Here is an 18714-nt window from a genome sequence, read left to right on the forward strand (position 1 = left end):
CTCGGCCCGCCCCTGGCCGCGCCCGCCTAGAGCCCGGGATCGGGGCCGAAGACCTCGTAGTGGATACGCGAGGCGGGTACGCCGGCGGCCAGGAGCTGGGCACGTACCGCCTTCATGAAGGGCACCGGCCCGCAGAGGTACGCGGTGGTACCGGCCGGAACGGCGATCTGCGTCAGATCCATCATCCCGGAGCGCACGGTCACCGGATCCACCGCCCCTTCCGCCGCTTCGCCCGTACGCCACGCCCCTTCCTCTTCCCCGCCCGGCAGCCCGTCGCCCCGCCGGAGTCCGTCGTCGTGAGGGAGTGGGGCCTCGTACCAGAGTTCCGCTGTCGCATCGGCGAGTTTGCCGGTGAGCCGGTGGAGGTCCGTACGGAACGGATGGGTGGCAGGCGACCGGTCGGCGTGGGCGGCGACGATGCGGCGTCGGGAGCCGGTGGTGGCGAGATGCGCGAGCATGGCCATCATCGGCGTGCACCCGATGCCCGCCGAGGCGAAGAGCAGCGGACCCTCGCCGTCGTCGCCGAGCACCACCTCACCGAACGGCGGGCTGACGTGCAGGATCTCGCCGCCGTGGACATGCGCGTGCAGAGAGCCGGAGACCTCGCCCGCGGGATCGTCGGACGGGGCGCCGGGCCGGCGCCAGCCCACCACCCGCTTCACGGAGATCTGCAGCCCGTCGTCCGGCTGTCCCGACAAGCTGTACTGCCGTATCTGCCGTGCACCGTCGGGAAGTTGCACCTGTACGGAGACATACTGGCCGGGGCGGGACGGGGGAACGGGCGCACCATCCGCCGGACGCAGAAGGAAGGTCGCGACCTCCGCGGTCTCCTCGATACGTGCCGCCACTCGGAAGGGCCGCCACACCTCACCGTCCGGCGCACCCGCCTCGTCCAAGAGCTGCTTCTCGACGGCGATCAGCGCGTGGGCCATCAGCCAGTACACCTCGTCCCAGGCCCGTACGACCTCGTCGGTCACCGCCTCGCCGAGCACCTCCGCGATGGCCGCGAAGAGGTGTTCCCGCACGACCGGGTACTGATCCGGCCGCACCCCGAGAGAGGCGTGCTTGTGCGCGATCCTCGTGAGCAGGGCATCCGGTCGGCCGTCCGGGTGCTCGATGAGATGACGGGCGAACGTGACGACGGCCCCGGCGAGAGCCCGCTGTTGGCCGCCGTTGGCCTGGTTGCCGCGGTTGAAGAGGTGGCGCAGCAGCTCGGGGTGGGCGGCGAACAGCTTCTCGTAGAAGAGCGTCGTGATCTCACCGATGGCTCCGCTCACGGCGGGCAGGGTGGCACGTACGGTCTCGGCGGACTTCGGCGACAGCATCGGCAACTCCGGACTCTCGAAGGGGGAGGGGGAGGGTAAGGAAACTGGCATCTGAGATTCGCATTTTTGGGTGTGCGGTGGGGGGTGAGGGTGGGGCGTGGGGGTGAGGTGTGTGCGGGGTGGGGGGCGGCTCTGTGGTGGTGCGGGTCGGAGGGGGCGAGGCCGACGCGCTCAGTCCGCGGGGCGAGGTGTCAGGCCGAGAAGGAGCGGCCCGGTCGGGGCCTCGACCAGATCGGCGATCGAGAGCGGGTCGAGTGAGGCGTAGAAGGCCTCCTGCGCCACCCGTAGTGCGCCGCGCAGCCGGCAGCCGCCGCGCAACGGGCAGGGCGGGTCGTCCTCGCAGCCCACGACATCATCGGTCCCCTCCAGCTGACGCACCAGACGCCCCAGCGAACCCGCGCGCCCCGCGGTGGTCAGCGTCAGCCCGCCGCCCCGTCCGCGCCGCGCCTCGACGGCGCCGAGGTGCTGAAGCTTGCTCACCACCTTGGCGGCATGGGTGTACGGCACGACGACGGCGCTCGCCACCTCGCGGGTGGTGGGGGCCTCGTCCGTGTCGCCGAGCACCGCGAGGCGCATGGCGATACGGAGGGCGATGTCGGTGCTCTTGGTGAGTCGCACCCCTGCACTCTATATAAGTGGCATTCTAGATGCCAATTTACGCTCCTCGCGCGAGAGGGGCGCCGCCGGTCGATCAAGGCGGGGGCGGGGCGGGCCGACCTCACCGGCGGGGCGGGCCGACCTCACCCCGCGAGACGGCGCGCCAACTCAAGAAGCTCCGGCAGCCTCCGCCCCCCACCGAACCCGGCAGTGGCACAGGCAGAGGCGGGAGACGCCGGACACCACGCCACTCCGCCAACGCCGGACGACCGTGCCGCCGCCCGCCCACTGCCTCCCCCTCCGCCTCGTTCAGCCGCGGCCCGCGGCAGCCTGTTGCTGGAGACGGGCGGCGACATCGGCCACGTCGTTCCCGGTGGCCAGGACGCCCTTGATCCTGGCGTTGGGGGTGGACGCGCCGTTCACGCCGGCGAAGAACACATCGAAGTGGCCCCGCCGCGTCTCCAGATAGCCGGCCGCGGTCTCCGCGCCCACGGCCAGTCGGTCGTTGAGGGCGTCACCGCCCGCCACGGTGCCGGTCTTGGCGAAGACCTTGCCGCGTGACGGGCAACGGCGGCAGGAATCCGCCAGGGTCCCGTCGACGCCCAGGACCGGCAGTGAGGTACGGAAGATTCCGGCGTCCCGGGTGTGCTGCCAGTACGTCAGGATCTGCGCCAGGGCGCGTGGTGTGGTCCGGTCGGCCGGGTTGCCGCCGCGGCCGTCGGCGAGCTGCACGGCCTTGCGGTCGATGTGCGCGTGGTCCAGGAACGAGGCCAGCACGGGGAAGCCGTTCTCGCAGTCGGGGCTTCCCGTACTGGTGGCCATCAGGCAGATCCCGAGGTTCGCCCCCAGGTTGTGGCTCACTTTGAAGATGAGCTCGGCGTACTCGGAGTACCGGGGCGAGGTGTACCGCGCCACCGCCGGCGCGCCCTGGTAGGACTTCGGCACCCGCCCGGCCGGGTTGGGGCCGATCTCCTTCGCACGGACCTCGACCCCGGCCTGTTTCAGTGCCTCGATCATGGCCGTCCGGCCGAAGGCATTCGGATCCTTGACGGCCGACACCCGCAGGACGGGAGCGGACCCGGCGGCGATGGTGCCGGACAGACGGATGCGGGTGCCGTCGGGGGAACTGCTCACGGTGATGTCGGACGGCTTGTCCGCCGCGACCGTGCGGACGGCTGAGGTGACGTGGTAGGGCGCGACCTTCGGGCGCCACTCCAGGCCGGCCGGGGCACCCGCCTTGGCGCCGGGGGAGGTCAGCAGGTCGATGAGGTTGTCGTTGATGATCAGCGGCGTGGGGGTCGGGTCGAGGACCGGGTCCGGGCGGAACAGCCGTGCGTCGACGACCACATCGCCGTCGACCCGGCGGATTCCCGAGTCGTGCACCTGCCGTGCCAGGTGGTGGACGCCGGCCAGTGGGTCCTGCGGGGTGAGGGTGGCGCCCGGGATGCTGTTGGCGTAGGTGTGGTCGATGGTGGTGAAGGCGACGGTGCCGTCCTTGCGGGTCCGGCCACCGAGGGTCAGATCGCCCTGCGCGACCAGGACCAGGTTGCCCTTGAGCGTGCTGTTGCGGCGCTGCCCGACGGCATGGATCGGGGTGACGAAGCGGTGGGCGCTGCCGAGGGTGTGCCAGGTACCGCTGACGCTGACCAGCTTGGCCGTCGAGCCGGGGATGAAGAACTGGTCGGCGTATCGGTCCTGCGTCACCTTGCCGGTCTCCGGGTTCTGCTGGAACAGCCCCCACCGGGCGTGCCGGTAGTCCGGCTTCCGCATGATCGACGTGATCCTCGGGTCGAGCGCCCCGGGTGTGGGGGACGGCGCGGCCTGGACGAGCCCGATGAGGACGACGCCGACGGCCACCACAACGCTCAACGTGCCGACGAGACGCCTGCGGCTGGACCGGACAGGGACGGAGGATGACATGCGGACTCCACCGATGGTGTAGATCTATCGCTTATATACCGCTATATCCCCTCGAAGGTACTGCTCCCCGCGACCACCGGAAGGCAGGTGCGGCCGGGCTCTTCGACGGACTTTCCCGCGACCCTCGTCAAGGAGGTTCCCGAGCGGTCGTCCCGAACCCGAACCGGGTGAGCGTTGCCGGTGCGGCCGCAGGGCCGGGCCCAAGGGCGTCGTCGTCCGGCTTCCGAGGGGAAAACCCCGCGCGTCAGGGGGGCGCGAGGGCTACGGTCTCGGGATGCATGAGGGAGACGGATACTTCGGTCAGAATGCCGTGCCGTTCCACATCAGCCCTACGCGGTGGGCGTTCGAACCTACGACGTGGCCACTCAGGCGATGAGCTCGCACTACGTGACGATCGTGGACGGGCGCGCCGAGTACGAGTCCATCCCGTTCCGGTACGTATGGCCGGCCGAACTGGATCCGATGGCGCGTCTCGCCGGGCTGCGGCTGCGCGACCGGTGGGCGGAGTGGACACGAGCTCCGTTCACCAGTGAGAGCAGCCGCCATGTCTCGGTGTGGGAGAAGCCCGTCGGCTGAGGGAGCAGGGGCGGGGTGGACGGCTCGATCCCCGAGGGGCGGACAAGCACGCGGAGGCTCCTGGCCGGACAGCTGATCTCGGCAATCACCCGTCTGCCAGGAGCTTTTCCGCATGGGTACCGCCTCTGGCTCACCTCCCGCCACCTGCAGTCCAGTTGAGGCCGGCTTCCGTTTCCGGGGCCCCAAGCGGGCTCGAACTGCCGATCAGTCTTCTGTGGCGGGCGGGCGGGGCGGGGCCGGGCTCCGTCTATGTGGCTCCGCGGGACGCGGGAACCGCGAGGTCGCGGCGGGGCGGACGCCGTACCCTCGCCGATCGCAGCCCCAGGAACACCAGCAGCCCGAGGGGCGACAGCAGGATCGTGAAGACGAGCAGGGGCCCCATCAGCAGGGCGGGGATCCTGAGTCGTCTGGCCTCCCGGTACATCCACTGCCCGAGGAGAAGATCCCAGGCAATGACCTGCGACCAGATGGCTCCCGCGCCGTCCGCGAGCGCGGTCAGCTCGCGGAAGGTGCCGAGGTCCGGGCTGCGGACCGCGGTCCAGAGTTCGGGGAACACCGGGACGGCGAGCGCGAGATAGACGAGCAGCACGGGCACCACGGTCAGCGGTGACCCGGCGATGCGGGCGGTCGGGCCCCATGCGGGGGCGAAGATCATGAGCAGCCAGACGGGTGCGGCCAGCCAGAAGGAGAGCTCGAAGAGGAATCCGGTCATGACACGAGTTCCTTCGAGGCGCTGACGTCTTCAGCGGTTGCCCTGCCCGCAGGGGGAGTCGGAACCCGCAGGGATCCGTACGTCCCGAGAACGGCGGCCACCAGGATCAGGCCGGCCGCCCGCAGCGTCACGCCGTCCGGCTGGATCAGCGGCTGACCCCGCAGCGCCTGCCAGAGGACCAGGGCGAAGGCGGCGGCGTACACGCCCGAGGCGAGCAGCACCAGGCGCAGCCGTACCCGGTCGTCGGCAAGCCGGGCGGAGCGGGGTGCGAGGGCGGTCAGCACCATGACCAGCAGCGGCAGGAGTTGCAGTGCATGCATGCCGACGAAGTGCGGGATCCGCAGATCTCCGCCGGTCGTCGACCAGCCGGTCAGCGGCATGGCGGGACCGCCGTCCGGCACGCCCACGCTGTGCGCGCCGACCACCTTGGAGACACCGCGCCGCTGCCCTGGCGCGGGCTGTGTCATCAGGAATCCGACGGCGGCCCCGGCCAGCGCCAGGGCGATGCCCGAGCGCATCGCCCAGGCGGACGCACGGTCGGCGATGCGGGCGCGGAGCAACAGCACGGCGACGGCGAACGTGCCGAGCCACAGGATGACGACCGTGACGGCCATCGCGTTGAACAGCGACTCGTCGAAGGGCGTTTCGTGGTTGAAGTGGCTCCGCTTCCCGCGCATCGCCTGCCCGGCGATGATCACCATCTCGACGAGGCTGGCCAGCGCGACGACCGTCCCCGCCCACCAGCCCACGCGCCGGCCTCGGGGGAGCAGCGAAAGCATCCAGGCCAGGGAGAGGCAGTACGCCACGAAGGAGACCGAGAACTTCAACGGCTTGGCCCAGATCGGCGCGCCCACCAGCACGCGGTCGTCGGCGACGAGCCCCACGGCCGAGACGACCGCCATCACCACCATGGCCGCCGAGATCAGCACCAGCGGCCGATGCCACGCCCGCCAAGGAGCCGAAGGCCCCCACGACGGCACGGACCACGAAGACGGAAGTAACGAAGACATGATGACCCCCTAATGGATAGCAGCACTATCTGCTATCTGGTAGCCCAACTATCTATGATGGGAGGCGAAGCTGGCAAGGGCCGGCGAGATGCGCGGGTCGACGGTCGAGGAGTGAACCGGCAGTGCGAATGGGAGAATTGAGCCGAACAACCGGAGTGCCGGTGCCGACGATCAAGTACTACGTCCGTGAGGGGCTGCTGCCTCCGGGCGAGCTGACCAGCCCGAATCAAGCGACCTACGGCGAGGTGCACGAGCGCCGGCTGCGGCTCATCCGCGCCCTGCTCGATGTGGGCGGCATGAAGGTGGCCGAAATCGCGGACGTACTGACCGCCATCGACGACCCCGCGCGTCCGCTGCACAAAGTGCTCGGTGCCGCCGCGGACCGCCTCGGCGCATCAAGCGTCGAACACGACGACACCGAGTCGGCGGCCGCGCATGCCGTCGTCACCGACCTCGTCTCCCGGCGTGGCTGGCGGACGCATGAGGCGGACCCCGCCGCGGCCGACCTGGCCAAGGCCCTTGCCGCCATGGCCCGGTTGGGGCACGGGGCGTTCGTCGAGGTGCTCGACGACTACGCCGACGCTGCCGAGCAGGTCGCCCGCGCCGACCTCGCGTACGTGGGCCGGCGGGTGTCGGTCGAGGACATGGTGGAGAGCGTGGTGATCGGAACCGTACTGGGTGAGGCGGTGTTCAGCGCGCTGCGCCGGCTGGCCCATGTGGACGCCTCGGCGCAGCGGTACGGCGCGGACGGGCCGCCGGAGCCGAAGACGAGCTGAGCCGGCGCATGTTGGGGAAGGCTCGGTGAAGGGGCTCGCCGGTCCCGGCAGGAGTGTGCACTACCGGGGCCTGCTGACCGTCGTCGCGGCTACGCGAGCGTGGTGAGCCACTGGGAGACGGCGGTGTCGATGAACTCGTCGGTGACGTGGCTGCGGTCGAGGAAGAGGCGGGCGAGGACCGGGCCGTAGAGCAGGGTGTACTCGGCGGCGTCGAGCTGGACGCCCGAGGGCTCCAGCAGTTCGTTGAGGGCCGCGCGGCGGTCCTGGCCGATGCGTTCCAGGGCCTGGGCGCTGTCGGGGTCGTGGTCGGCCTGGGCGGTGACGGCCAGTACTGCGGTGCGGATGGCCGGTTCGCTGATGCCGTCGCGCAGGCTCTTCAGCCAGGCGGTGGCAACGGTGCGTACGTCGCTGCCCGGCTCGGGGTAGTTGCCGAGGTCGGGGCCCTCCAGGATCAGGTCGAAGAGCAGCGCGGCCCGGTTGGGCCAGTGCCGGTAGAGGGTCTGGCGGGTGACGTCGGCGCGCTCGGCCAGCAGTGCGTACGTCAGGCCGGTCGGTCCGACCCGGGGCAGCAGCTCACGTGCGACCGCCAATACGCGATGGCGGGTGCGCTGAACGCGTGGGTTGGTCGGGGTGGGCTGGCGGCGGTGGAGGGGCTCCTGCATGGGACCCATCCTATCCATGAATCATACGGGTCGTGTGATTCAAGCCACACATCGAATCATACGCGGCGTGTGATACAAAGAAATCACACGCACTGGATGATTCATGGTGCGTGCCGTACCCCCGTCACCCCCTCCTCAGGAAGTGCCTGATGTCTCTTGCCATTACCGTCTCCGCGTACGGCGGACCCGAGGTTCTCGCCCTGTCGCAGGTCGCCGCCCCCGAGCCGGGGCCGGGCCAGGTCCGTGTCCGGGTGCGAGCGAGCGCCGTCAATCCGATCGATGTGCGGATCCGCGCCGGGATGATGCAGGGCGTCTTCCCGGTGACGTTCCCGATGGTCCCGGGCTGGGACGTGGCCGGTGTCGTCGACAAGGTCGGCGAGGGTGCCGCCGCGTCGGTCGGCGACGAGGTCTTCGGCGTCGCCCCGGCCGGCGGCTACAGCCAGTACGCCGTGCTCGACCGGCCCGTCGACAAGCCGAAGGAGCTGTCGTTCGAGACCGCGGCCGCGATGGTCACGGTGGGTGAGGCCGCCTACCGGGCGATCGAGCACCTCGGTGTGCAGCCGGGGCGGACACTGCTCATCCATGGCGCCGGCGGCAGTGTGGGCGCCCTTGCGGTGCAGGTGGCCGTGGCCCGTGGAATCACCGTGATCGGCACTGCCGCCGAGCGGGATCTTCAGCGCCTCACCGGCCTCGGTGCGCGCGCCGTGCGCTATGGCGAGGGCTGGGCGGAGCGTGTGGGAGCCGCCGCGCCGGGCGGTGTGGACTTCGTGTTCGACGCCTCGGGCGCGGGGGTGCTCGCCGATTCCGTCGCCCTGGTCGGCGAGCCGGGCAGGGTCATCACGATTGCGGACCCGGCCTTCGCTGAGCACGGGGTGCGGTTCACGGGCATGGACCCGGCCGACCGCTGCCCCGAAGCTCTTCCGCGACTGGCCGGCCTGATCGCGGCCGGCAAGCTCGATGTCCCCGTCTGGCGCGCGTATCCGCTCGCCGAGGCCGCCCGGGCCCATGCCGACATCGAGGCCCGCCGCAACAAGGGCAAGGTTGTCCTGCTGCCCTGACCCGGGCTGGGTGCTTGGCGTCATGCGCCGCCCGGGTCCCCGCCGTTCTCGGCCACCGGCTCCCCGGCCACCACGGCCCCGAGGCCCGCGCCCCCGGGCCGCACGCCTTCGTGCACCGTCAAAGCCTCGTCCCCAGCCGCTCCCCAACCCCCACTGCCCCACCGCCATCCCCCGAAAGGACCACGAAATGAAGGCCGCCCAGATCACCCGCTACGGTGCGCCGACTACCCTGCAGATCAATGACGTTGACCGTCCCGACCCCGGCACCGGCGACGTGCTGGTATCGGTCGGGGCGTCGAGTGTGAACGGGCTCGACACGATCGTTCGTTCCGGGGGAGTGCGTGTCGTGACCGGGTTCCGGTTTCCGATCGGCGTGGGGCTGGACTTCGCCGGTGTGGTCGCGGCGACCGGGGCCGACGTGTCCACGTACCAGGTGGGAGACCGGGTGTGGGGCACGGTGCAGCCGCTCAAGCGGTGCACGGTCGCCGGCGCCGCCGAGTACGTCGTGGTCCCCGCGGACCGCATCGGGCCCGCGCCGGCCGGCTTCGCGCCGGTGGAGTCGGCCTCCCTGGTCGTCGCGGGAACGACCGCGCTGATCGCACTACGGGACACGCTGCAGCTCACCGGCGGGGAACGCGTCCTGGTGCGGGGCGCCGCCGGCGGGGTCGGCACGGCCGCCGTGCAACTCGCCCACGCGATGGGGGCTCACGTCACCGCGCTGTCCCGCGAGCGCCATGCGGGGGCGCTGCGCGAGCTGGGGGCCGACGAGGTCTTCGACTACGGTTCCACCGCGCCGGAGGAGACCGGACCGTTCGATGCCATCTTGGACACCGTCGGCTCGGAACTGAACTCCTTCCGGCGTCGGCTGACCCGTCAAGGCAGGATGGCCACCATCGCGCTGTCGGCATCCTCCATGGCCGCCATCGCCGCGTCGAGCGTGCACGGCGCCCGCCGCATCCGCACGTTGAGCGCCAACCCCGACACCGCGTTGCTGCGCGACCTGGCCGACCATGTGACCTCCGGTGGGCTGCGACCCGTCGTCGACAGCGTGTATCCGCTGACCGACATCGCCTCGGCGCATCAGGCATTCGAGCGAGGCGGAGTGGTGGGCAAGCAGGTGGTGGCCGTGGCGGCGACGGCCAAGTAGCCCTCGTATGGGGGTGGCGGCCGGCTCGGCGGCCATGGTCGGGTCGGCCGGCCGTCCGGGAGACGGTGCCCGCGACCTCGTCGGCGTCGGGCGCCCGGCGGGCCGATGGGCACATGGGGGCGACCGTGCCCCACAGGCCGGACGGCCCGCTCAGCCCCGGCGGACCAGGAGTTCGGTGTTGCGGTCCGCCGGGGTGCCCGCCATTTTTTCGTGGACGCCGTCGGTCAGGCCGGCGGCGAGGCCCGGTGCGTTGTAGGACAGCTCGCGGTAGAGCGAGGCGAGGCCGACGGCGGAGAGGTCGTCGAAGTCCGTGTGGTGCGGGGCGGCGGATTCGATGAGGGTGGTGAACAGGGACAGTGTCCCGTCGTGGTTGTCGGCGAGTTCGATGATCCGTGCGTGCTGCGGATAGTCCACGTGCGAAGCGGTGTTGACCTCCCAGAAGGAGCGGGCGGCCGTGGGGTGGGCGTGCGGCGTGATGTGGTTGATGTGGCTGTGGCCGTTGATCCACGCCACCACGTTCGGGAACCGGCTCAGCAGCGCGATGACCTCTTCGCCGTCGTGCCGCTTCTCCTCCGAACGGGCCGCGTCCGGGCGCCGGGTCATACTCGGGCTGTGGTGGTGGCTGAACACCAGGATGTGCGCGTCGTCGGCGCCGGTGTTGCGGACCAGCCGGCCGTCCGCGTCGTAATGGCGGGAACTGTGGGCCGCCAACGTCCGCTCCAGCCAACGGAGTTGTTCGGTGCCGAGCGACCCTTCGTAGTGGCCGCTGCGGTAGGTGGTGTCGATGCTGATGCCGATGACGCCGTCGGCGACGGTGAAGGAGTAGTACATCCGGTCGCCGTCGAGGTGGTTGTCGGTGTAGCCGTGGCCGACCGGCCCCGCTCCCTTGAAGGCCGGATCCAGGTGGGCCCGCAGGTATTCGTGGGGCGTGAACATCCGGCGGCGCTCGTCGGCGGTCACGGTACGGGCTCGGGCGGCGTTGTGGCGGAGGATGTCCTTGAGCACGGTGCTCTTGGGGTCGCCGCCGGTGTCCAGCACCTTCGCGAAGGCGGCCACCTCGGTGTCCGGTACGGAGAACAGCTTGCGCGCCCCGGTGATGTAGTCGGCCAGCTCGGGGTCCTGCGGGGCCAGGGCGCCGCCCGGCAGGTCGTCGTGGTTGCCGGGCGTCGAGTACCACGGAAGCCGCAGGCCGGGGCTGACGACCGGGCGCCTCGCGGCTTCGAGGTAGCCGGGTATCCGCGGCAGGCCGCGTCTCTTGTCCTGGTCGCGCAGGGGGTCGTCCGGGTGCCAGTACAGCGCGAGGCCGGAATTCTGCACGCCCTCGTAGGCCGTCGGGTCGCCGGTGTTGGGGGTGATGCGGCCCCCGCTCATGAGGGTGAGGAACCAGTCCAGCTCCACCATGGAGTGGTTGTCGATGTTGTCACCCGTGGACATCACGAAGGCGGGCGGCCGCCCGGTGTGCGGTCCGCTGCGGACCGCGTTGGCCTGCTCGACCAGCGACACCGCACCGGCCACCGACAGCGCCTCCTGCGCCCGCCACGAACCCGGCGATCCGGCGCGCAGGAACTCGCTGCGCAAGGGGCTCTGGACATCGGCCACATGGAGATCGGTGAACTGGACGAAGCACGCCAGGGGAGTGCGCCGGTCCTGGCGCCCGGACGCCGCGGCGGCGAGTTCACCGCGGACGACCAGGGGCCATCCGGGGCCCGAAGTGATCCGGCGGTAGCCGCCGCTGCCGGTGAGGCGCGCCGCGGTGTCCAGTGTGGTGGCCCCGTGCGGTGCCGCGCGTCGCGCACCGGTGCGGGCCGGCGACGTGCGGGTGAGGGGCTGTGCGGGTGCGCCGCCCGGGGCGCCGCTGCTGCGCCGGCCCGGCAGTGCCCATGCGGCACCGACTCCGGCGACGGCGCCACCGGAGCTGAGGAGGAAGCGACGACGGTTGGTGGGGAAGTGGGTTTCAATACCGGCCATGAGGCCCTCCGTGCCGTGGCCGGCAGTGCCTGACCACAGCGGGGTCACCAAGCGGAATTTCTCATTCCAGAGCGTGGCCGGGGAGCGTGACCGGAAGCTGAACAGGTCCGGAACTGGGCACACCGATTGCCCGTCGGTACGGTCCCGTTGCCCGTCGGTACGGTTCCGTTGCCATTCGGTGTGGCCCGTTTGCCCGCCCCATGACAGGAGAGGTCATGCCCAGTAGCGTCGCCCCGGTCCGGATCACGTCCTACGGCGCCCGCTGGGGCGCCCCGCCCCGGCATGACACCGGCGCCCTCGTGCTGGATGTCCGGGACCGGATGTGGGACCCGGCCGACACCGCCCTCACCGAGGCCCTCGTTCCGCTCACCGGACTGGACCCCGCGGTCCGTGACTACGTCCTCTCCGCCCCGGACGCCCGGGGGACCGTCGAGCGCACCGGCCGTCAGATCCTGGCCCTGCACCGGGCCGCCGCAGACGAAGCCGTTCATCTGTACGTTGCCTGCTGGTACGGCCGCCACCGCGCTCCGGCCGTTGCCGGGGCGGTCGCCGACTGGCTGGCCGAACGCGGTACCCCCGCCGATGTCGAGCACCGCGACATCGCCCGTCCGCTCATCCACCGCGAACCGGCGAAACAGCTGGAGTCCTGCGCGTTCTGCCGCATCGTCTCGGGCGCCGCGCCCGCCCGGCTCGTCCGTGAGTGGCCGGAGGCCCTGGCGATCGTGCCCCGCCGGCCGGTCGCCCCCGGTCACCTCCTGGTCGTCCCGCGCCGCCACGTACGGGACGCGACGACCGACCCGGCCGTGACCGCCGCGGTGATGCAGCGCGCGGCGGAACTGGGCGCGGAAGTGGCGGGCGACCTGAACATCATCACCGCGGTCGGTCCGGCGGCGACACAGACGGTCTTCCACGCCCACGTCCATCTGGTGCCCCGGCGCGACGGTGACGGGCTTCCGCTGCCGTGGACTCCCCAGCGGCAGTGACGGCGACGGGCCGCCGGGCCGCGGCACCCCGACCCCGCCGCGCCCGCGCGGATGCCGGGGCTACGATCTTCGTTCGGATACTTCGGCGGTGAACGTGGATGAGCGGGGGCAACGGGGCATGGCACGGGTGGAGTTGTCGTACAGACCGACGGTCGAGGACTTCCGGGAGGCGCTGGGCGCCCGGGCGAAGGTCTCGGTGTCGGCCCGCCGCACCCGCCGGCTCCTGGCGCTCGTGGCCCTGTGCCTGGTGAGTGCGGTGGCGCTGTCGTTGGCGGGCGACGACAGCGTGGATCCGCCCGTCGTCGTGATGGCGCTGGTCTTCCCGCTGGTCCTGCTGGGGCAGACCCGGATGCAGGCCAGGAGCCTCCACCGGCTGGCCGCGGCGAAGGGCGAGCAGCGGATCGTCGTGGACGAGTCCGGCGTCACCGTCGCGACCGAGCACGGCACCAGCAGCCTCACCTGGCAGGCCGCGCCCCGCTACGCCGAGACGCCCCGGCTCTTCGTCCTGCTGAGCGGTGACAAGAACGCCTCCGGTGTCACCCTGCTGCCCAAGCACGGGGCGAGCGGGGCGGGGGATGCCGACCGGCTGCGCGCCCTGCTCGACCAGCGTGCCTCGCGTGTCGGGACCGTGGCGTCACAGGGGCGGGCGGGCTCGTAGGACCGGGGCACGCTGAAGGGTCGTGTCGGCATGCTCCTCGGTGTGCCTCGTCGGGGGCCCGGTGTGTGCGGCGCGTCCGGGCGGCCCGGCCGGCGTGCCTCGCCCCGGCCCCGACGCTTCGGGTGACGCACCTGGGCAGCGCCGCTCCCTGTCGTTCAGTGCTGTGAGGCGGGGACCGTTCGTGGCCGTGCGCTGGGTACCGCCCGGTCCTCCTCGTCGGTCCGGGGTGTGGGCCGGCCCAGGTGGAGGGCGGTGACGAGGTCGACGGACGGGTCGAGCGCGGCGTCGATACGGATGTGCAGCAGCGGACCGCCGCGGGTGAAGAACGCGGTGCCGAGGGCCGCGTTGAGCCGGGCGGCGGCGGTCGAGGTGACGGTGATGCCGGTGTCCATGCGCAGGACGGCGGCCTCGGTGTCGATCGCGGACCTGGTGCGGGGCCGGGTGAAGGTGCCCAGGGTGGTCTTCGTGCCGCGGCTCAGGACGGCGTGCAGGGTGCCCTGGGAGAGGTCGCCGACGAAACCGGTGATCTTGACGACCTTCTTCGTCTTGATGTTGATCAGTGCGATACCGGCGCGGGAGAACCGGAGCTCGCCGCCGACCTTGCCGCCGCTGTTGGTGACCGCGCCGCTCTTGATGCCGAGACGGATGCTGCCGGTGGAGTAGTGCGGGCTGATCTGGCCCTGGGTGTCGATCTCCGCGATCGCGACGCCGCGGGACTTGAGCGCGGCGAGGGTCTTCGGGGGCGCGTCGAAGCGGGCCGAACCGCCCCTGACGGGGACCTCGGTGCTTCCGGCGAGGCGAGGGGCGCCGGCCCGGCCAGGGGGCGGCGTGAGGGAAGCGGGAGTGCTGGGGGAAGGGCGTACCGGGGCGGCGGCTGCGAGGAGAGTGGTGGTGAGCGCCAGAACGGCAGCCGTGGCGAGAGGGCGGGCGCGCATGCAGGTCCCTTTCTCCGGTGGGGGCCGAGTGCCTGCGGAGGCACCCGTTTCCGTGATGGTGTGATCACCCTACGTGCTCGATGGTGCGGGTCGGCGGTGGCGGCGGTGCGCCGGGCCGGGGCGTACGCCGCTCAGCCCTGCGACGGCGAGGCGGCGGAGGGCGAGGAGCGTCGTATGCTGCTCGGCCCGCGGCGGCGAGCGGGTGCGGCGTCCGCGCCGGTCAGGGGTGGTGCCCCTCCAGGCTGATCAGGAGGGTGCGCAGCGCGGCATTGAGCTCCTGCTGCTGTTCGTGGGTGAACGCGGAGAGCAGGGTGCGCTCGGCCTCGGTCTTCGTGGCGAAGACCCGCAGCGCGCGGCCGAGACCGCGCTCGGTGAGTGTGACGAGGACGCTCCGGCGGTCGTCCGGGTCGAGTTCCCTGCTGACCCACCCTTTGGCCTCGAGTCGTGAGACGCGGTTGGTGACGGCTCCGGTGGTCAGCTGCATCTGGGCCATCAGGTCTTTGGCGCTGAGGCGATGGCGCGGAGCGGCCCTGCGCAGGCAGGCCAGCAGCTCCAGCTCCCACAGCTCGATGCCGTGCCGGGCCAGTTCGCGCTTGAGCTCGATCTCCATGTGGTGCGCCACCCGCCGCAGGCGGTAGGCCAGCGCTTTGGATTCCAGGTCCGCCGGGCCGTGCGAACCGGAGATGACGTCGATCATGCCGTCGACGCGGTCGCGGGGCGAGCTTTCGGTCACGCGTCGGACCTTATCAGCGCGTTGACCAAAGAACGAACGTTAATTATCTTCACGTTAAGCTATTTGGCTCCAAGGAGGCATGATGAGCAGCACGCGGGAAAAGGTCGGCCGGGTCGTCACCGGCGCCGGAATGGTGGCGGCCCTGCCCTCGGTCTGGCAGACCGTCACCCACATCACGGACGACACCTATCGGGCGCCCGAGGCGCGGGACGGCGCGGGCCATGTGCAGTACCACATGGCCCGCGAGGCCCTGATCACCGCGGGAAGCCTGGCGGCTGTCGGGATCGGCGTGCTCGCGGGGCCGCGGCGCGGCCGGGAGCTGTGGGGCGCGATGGCGGCCGCCGGGGCCGGTTTTGCGGCGGCGATGTGGTCCGGGGGCCCCACCACAGGTGTCTGGGCGCCCAACAGGAAGGCGTTCGCGGTGCATGTCGCCTCCACCGCCGGTCTCGTCGCGGGCGTCTGGCTGCTGCGTCCCGAGCGGGGGAGGGCGGGCGTCGAGCGCACGGACCGGCGTTCCGGAGCCTGAGGAAGTGTTAGCCGGGTGTTAGCGGATCAACAGCGGTTCGCCGCAGGCTGGTTCCCAAGGCTCCTCCGGACCGCTGAAACGCCGGATCGCGGACCCGTGGAGCCGCAGGACCGGAACCATCAGGGGGAACCATGTCGGACCACATCACGCACCATCGCGGCCGTAAGACCGTCGCCGCCACGCTGATCGCCGCAGCGGCACTGGTGTTGACGGCCGCCTGCCAGCACTCCGCGTCCGGCGCGGCGGAATCGCGTTCCGGTGCTGCCGCGGCCGCCGCGGGTGCCCCCGCCGCGAACGCCCCGATCGTGCACGCCCCGATCGTGCACGCCGCCGACTCCGGTGCGGCCCGGGTGACCACCGTCGTCGCCGGCCGCGGCGCCCACGCCGGAACCCTCTCTGCCGCACATGCCGTGACCGTCCGTCTGCTGCCTTCGGCCGGCGGCCGGGACAAGAAGATCGAGCCGGGCAGGGTGCTGGTCGTCCCGCGGGACGAGGCGCGACACTCCCGGCTGTAGTGGCCGAGCCGCCGTCTCCTCCGCCCCGACCGCCCCGGAAATCCCGCCGAGGCGGTATGGCATCGTCCGTCACCCGTAGGTAGCTTGTCGATGCTCCGTCGGTGGTGTGCTGTCGCGCGGGGCTGCTCGTCGGGCGGACCCGGCGGGGACACCCGACGGAGCGGGCGGATGATGTGAAGCCTTTCTTACGTTCGGCGTGCGGAGCCGTGGCGGTATGCCTCGGCCTCATCCTCACGGGCAGCGGGGTCACGGGAGCGGTCGCCGCCCCCGTCGTGCGCGAGGCAGCCGCTGCCGCCGCCGGGTCGACGTCACCGGCACCAGGACCCGCCCCGGCATGGACCGCCCCCCTGTCCACCAGAGGCCGCTACATCGTCGACGCCGACGGGAAGCGGATCCGCTGGAAGTCCGGCAACTGGGACGGTGCGCAGGGCTCGTGGAACGGTTCGGGCGACATCGATGACGCGGGCAGCCACCACAGCGGACAGAACTCCCACGGCATCCCGCTCGGGCTCGACCGGGTGGGCATCGCCGTGCTGCTGCGCGACTTCCGCGCACTGGGGCTCAACAGCATCCGGCTGCCGTTCTCCAACGAGATGGTCCACTCCACTGCGCCGGTGCCGGACGCCGCGGTGGCCGCCAACCCGCAGCTGCGCGGCAGGACACCGCTGCAGATCTTTGACGCCGTGGTCGAGGCGCTGACCGCGGACGGCTTCGCCGTCATCCTCAACAACCACACCAACACCACCCGATGGTGCTGCGGCCTCGACGGCAACGAACGGTGGAACAGCCGCCAGGCCACCCGGCAGTGGGAGGACGACTGGGTCTTCATGGCCCGGCGCTACCAGGACAACGGCCGTGTCGTGGGGGCGGACCTCTACAACGAGGTGCGCCGCGACGGCTGGGACGACCCCAACTGGGGCCGGGGCGACAACCACGACTGGCAGGCCGCCGCGCAGGAGGCCGCGGACCGGATCCAGACCGAGGCCAACCCCCGGCTCCTCCTCATCATCGAGGGCATCAACTGGACCGGGCTGCCGGTGGACGGACTGCCGCACGGGCGCCCCACCCTCGCCCCGGTCCGTACGCTGTCGCACACCCTGGTCCGCTCCGGGAAACTCGTCTACTCCGCCCACTTCTACGGCTACACCGGTCCGCACCACAGCGGCGCCACCGGGGTGGGGGAGACCAACGACCCCCGCTACCAGGACCTGAACGGCGACCAGTTGCGCGCCACGCTGCGCGAGCAGGCGTTCTTCGTCTCCGCCGAGACCGGGCAGCACTTCACCGCGCCCCTGTGGATCAGCGAATTCGGCATCGGCGCCGACGAGGGCGGCCAGGCCGCCCGCACCTGGTTCACCCGGATCACGGACTACCTCGCCGCCACCGACACGGATTTCGCCTACTGGCCGCTCGTCGGCTGGAGCACCGATGCCCAGGGCCGCCCGGCCGGGGACAGCTGGGCCCTGCTGCGCTACGACAAGGACGGGAGCCGCAGCGGGATCCTCGACGGTGCCGACTGGCGAGCGGCGGCGTGGCACCGGCTGATGACGGCACCGCAGCGGACGGGGCCGGTGCCGCCGACCCCCGCCTGGCACCAGCTCACCGTCGACCACCGCGACTTCGTCCAGTCCCTGAGCACTCGGGCCCTCGGCGACTGGGACGTCGGTGCCCGCAAGGCGGCCTGCCCCGACGGGGAGCGGCTGATCGGCATCGGCCACACCGGGGGTCGCGGGCTGTGCACCGACGCTCCCACCGCCCGCGCTCTGCGCGCGCCGGGAAGCACCCCGGAGGTCGTACGCGACGAGCGGTACGTCCCTGCCGGCGGGGACTGGGCTCCCGGCTACCGCAAGCTCCAGTGCCCGCAGGGCAGCTTCCTCTCCGGCTACAGCCTGCGCGGCGAGCGGGTCTCCGCCGCGGTGTGCACGCCCGCCCGCACCTCGCTCGGCACGGCGGGGGAGACCGTCTGGTTCGACCGTGGCGACCACCGTCCGCCCGGCGACCCCGGTGGGGACTTCGCGTACGGCCACTACAAGGGCCAGTGCCCGTCCGACGCCTACGCGGCGGGCATCGCCCACACCAGCCGCCCCGGCCACCGGGACAGCCCCGAGGCCCTGCTCTGCCGGCCCCTTTCCTGACGGGGCCGGTCCGGGAAGTGCGGTGCCCCTCGGGGCCGGTGCCCCTCAGGGCGGCGGGGGCCGACTCCGGTGCCGTGACGGGACCCGGTTCCGGTGGCCGTGACGGGTGCCGGCCCCGGTGACCGTGGCGCGTCGTGATCGTTCTTTGGTCGTGAACAGAATCGCCACCGCCTCGGTCCTCTCCCTCTGCTGCCTGGTTCCGGCTGTGCCGGCCCAGGCGGACGGACCCGAGAGGATGCCGCAGGTGGCCGGCCACCGGCTGGTCTCCGCCTACGCGGCTCTCCACTACGACACCTCCGTTCGGCTCAAGGACGGGCGCGGTGCGGGCCGCCATGTGCTGTGGCCTGCGGCCTGGAAGGTCTGTGCGCAGGATCCGGCGGCGGGCGCCCCGCTGCAGGGCCGGCGGGTCACGCTCACCGTCGTCAAGCGCGACGAGTCGTGCCCGTAGCAGTCGCGCGCCCGCCGGCCGGCGGGCGCC

The 18714-nt window shown here is 71.8% G+C and carries 18 protein-coding genes and 1 pseudogene; 10 read left to right on the plus strand and 9 right to left on the minus strand.

The features are described from left to right. Nucleotides 1-26: 26 nt before the first annotated feature. The 3 genes from AB0411_RS06720 to dacB form a co-directional block, all read right to left on the minus strand. Nucleotides 27-1325 carry a globin domain-containing protein gene (locus tag AB0411_RS06720; protein WP_366416144.1) on the minus strand — a complete coding sequence of 433 codons (1299 nt, stop codon included), beginning with the start codon at nt 1323-1325 and terminating at the stop codon, nt 27-29. Between the two features lie 171 nt (nt 1326-1496). Next, on the minus strand, nt 1497-1943 hold the full coding sequence (locus AB0411_RS06725) for an RrF2 family transcriptional regulator (RefSeq protein WP_366416145.1): 447 nt from the start codon (nt 1941-1943) through the stop codon (nt 1497-1499). Nucleotides 1944-2231: 288 nt separating this feature from the next. Further along, nucleotides 2232-3782 (minus strand): D-alanyl-D-alanine carboxypeptidase/D-alanyl-D-alanine endopeptidase, encoded by a 1551-nt coding sequence (dacB, locus tag AB0411_RS06730; RefSeq protein ID WP_366416320.1) that lies wholly within the window; start codon nt 3780-3782, stop codon nt 2232-2234. 358 nt (nt 3783-4140) lie between these two features. Between dacB and AB0411_RS06735 the strand changes: the two are divergent. Next, nucleotides 4141-4418: pseudogene (locus AB0411_RS06735) on the plus strand (SAM-dependent methyltransferase); the annotation flags it as partial. A 247-nt stretch (nt 4419-4665) separates the two neighbouring features. Here AB0411_RS06735 and AB0411_RS06740 read toward each other — a convergent pair. Next, complete coding sequence (locus AB0411_RS06740) at nt 4666-5130, minus strand: ABA4-like family protein (RefSeq protein WP_366416146.1); 465 nt, start codon at nt 5128-5130, stop codon at nt 4666-4668. Beyond that, on the minus strand, nt 5127-6041 hold the full coding sequence (locus tag AB0411_RS06745) for a hypothetical protein (RefSeq protein ID WP_366416321.1): 915 nt from the start codon (nt 6039-6041) through the stop codon (nt 5127-5129). The genes AB0411_RS06740 and AB0411_RS06745 overlap by 4 nt, the downstream gene beginning before the upstream one ends. Before the next feature lie 221 nt (nt 6042-6262). On the opposite strand from AB0411_RS06745, the gene AB0411_RS06750 reads away from it, so the two are divergent. Next, complete coding sequence (locus tag AB0411_RS06750; protein ID WP_366416147.1) at nt 6263-6916, plus strand: MerR family transcriptional regulator; 654 nt, start codon at nt 6263-6265, stop codon at nt 6914-6916. 89 nt (nt 6917-7005) lie between these two features. Here the strand turns inward: AB0411_RS06750 and AB0411_RS06755 are convergent, their stop codons facing one another. Continuing rightward, entirely contained in the window at nt 7006-7578 is a 573-nt protein-coding gene (locus AB0411_RS06755) for a TetR/AcrR family transcriptional regulator (protein WP_366416148.1), read from the minus strand. Nucleotides 7579-7727: 149 nt separating this feature from the next. On the opposite strand from AB0411_RS06755, the gene AB0411_RS06760 reads away from it, so the two are divergent. Together AB0411_RS06760 and AB0411_RS06765 are read left to right on the plus strand one after the other, a co-directional pair. Continuing rightward, the gene (locus AB0411_RS06760) at nt 7728-8636 is read left to right on the plus strand and encodes an NADP-dependent oxidoreductase (RefSeq protein ID WP_366416149.1); all 909 of its coding nucleotides are present in this window, start codon (nt 7728-7730) and stop codon (nt 8634-8636) included. 187 nt (nt 8637-8823) lie between these two features. Next, complete coding sequence (locus AB0411_RS06765; protein ID WP_366416150.1) at nt 8824-9783, plus strand: NAD(P)-dependent alcohol dehydrogenase; 960 nt, start codon at nt 8824-8826, stop codon at nt 9781-9783. A 150-nt stretch (nt 9784-9933) separates the two neighbouring features. On the opposite strand, the gene AB0411_RS06770 is transcribed toward AB0411_RS06765, so the two are convergent. Next, nucleotides 9934-11751 (minus strand): TIGR03767 family metallophosphoesterase, encoded by a 1818-nt coding sequence (locus AB0411_RS06770; RefSeq protein WP_366416151.1) that lies wholly within the window; start codon nt 11749-11751, stop codon nt 9934-9936. 215 nt (nt 11752-11966) lie between these two features. Between AB0411_RS06770 and AB0411_RS06775 the strand changes: the two genes are divergently transcribed. Together AB0411_RS06775 and AB0411_RS06780 are read left to right on the plus strand one after the other, a co-directional pair. After that, entirely contained in the window at nt 11967-12734 is a 768-nt protein-coding gene (locus AB0411_RS06775; RefSeq protein WP_366416152.1) for an HIT domain-containing protein, read from the plus strand. 88 nt (nt 12735-12822) lie between these two features. Beyond that, nucleotides 12823-13392: a YcxB family protein gene (locus AB0411_RS06780; RefSeq protein WP_366416153.1), complete on the plus strand. Its 570-nt coding sequence runs from the start codon at nt 12823-12825 to the stop codon at nt 13390-13392. A gap of 155 nt (nt 13393-13547) precedes the next feature. On the opposite strand, the gene AB0411_RS06785 is transcribed toward AB0411_RS06780, so the two are convergent. Both AB0411_RS06785 and AB0411_RS06790 read right to left on the minus strand, forming a co-directional pair. Further along, nucleotides 13548-14327, minus strand: a complete 780-nt coding sequence (locus AB0411_RS06785) for a hypothetical protein (RefSeq protein ID WP_366416154.1) — start codon at nt 14325-14327, stop codon at nt 13548-13550. A gap of 220 nt (nt 14328-14547) precedes the next feature. Next, nucleotides 14548-15060 (minus strand): MarR family winged helix-turn-helix transcriptional regulator, encoded by a 513-nt coding sequence (locus AB0411_RS06790; RefSeq protein WP_366416155.1) that lies wholly within the window; start codon nt 15058-15060, stop codon nt 14548-14550. Between the two features lie 82 nt (nt 15061-15142). On the opposite strand from AB0411_RS06790, the gene AB0411_RS06795 reads away from it, so the two are divergent. From AB0411_RS06795 to AB0411_RS06810, 4 genes are all read left to right on the plus strand, one after another. Further along, nucleotides 15143-15586 (plus strand): hypothetical protein, encoded by a 444-nt coding sequence (locus AB0411_RS06795; RefSeq protein WP_366416156.1) that lies wholly within the window; start codon nt 15143-15145, stop codon nt 15584-15586. A gap of 131 nt (nt 15587-15717) precedes the next feature. Further along, complete coding sequence (locus tag AB0411_RS06800) at nt 15718-16101, plus strand: hypothetical protein (protein ID WP_366416157.1); 384 nt, start codon at nt 15718-15720, stop codon at nt 16099-16101. 206 nt (nt 16102-16307) lie between these two features. Next, nucleotides 16308-18236 carry a glycoside hydrolase family 5 protein gene (locus AB0411_RS06805; RefSeq protein ID WP_366416158.1) on the plus strand — a complete coding sequence of 643 codons (1929 nt, stop codon included), beginning with the start codon at nt 16308-16310 and terminating at the stop codon, nt 18234-18236. Nucleotides 18237-18387: 151 nt separating this feature from the next. Continuing rightward, entirely contained in the window at nt 18388-18684 is a 297-nt protein-coding gene (locus tag AB0411_RS06810) for a hypothetical protein (RefSeq protein ID WP_366416159.1), read from the plus strand. Nucleotides 18685-18714: the final 30 nt, after the last annotated feature.

Source organism: Streptomyces angustmyceticus, assembly GCF_040701845.1.
Taxonomy (GTDB): domain Bacteria; phylum Actinomycetota; class Actinomycetes; order Streptomycetales; family Streptomycetaceae; genus Streptomyces; species Streptomyces angustmyceticus_A.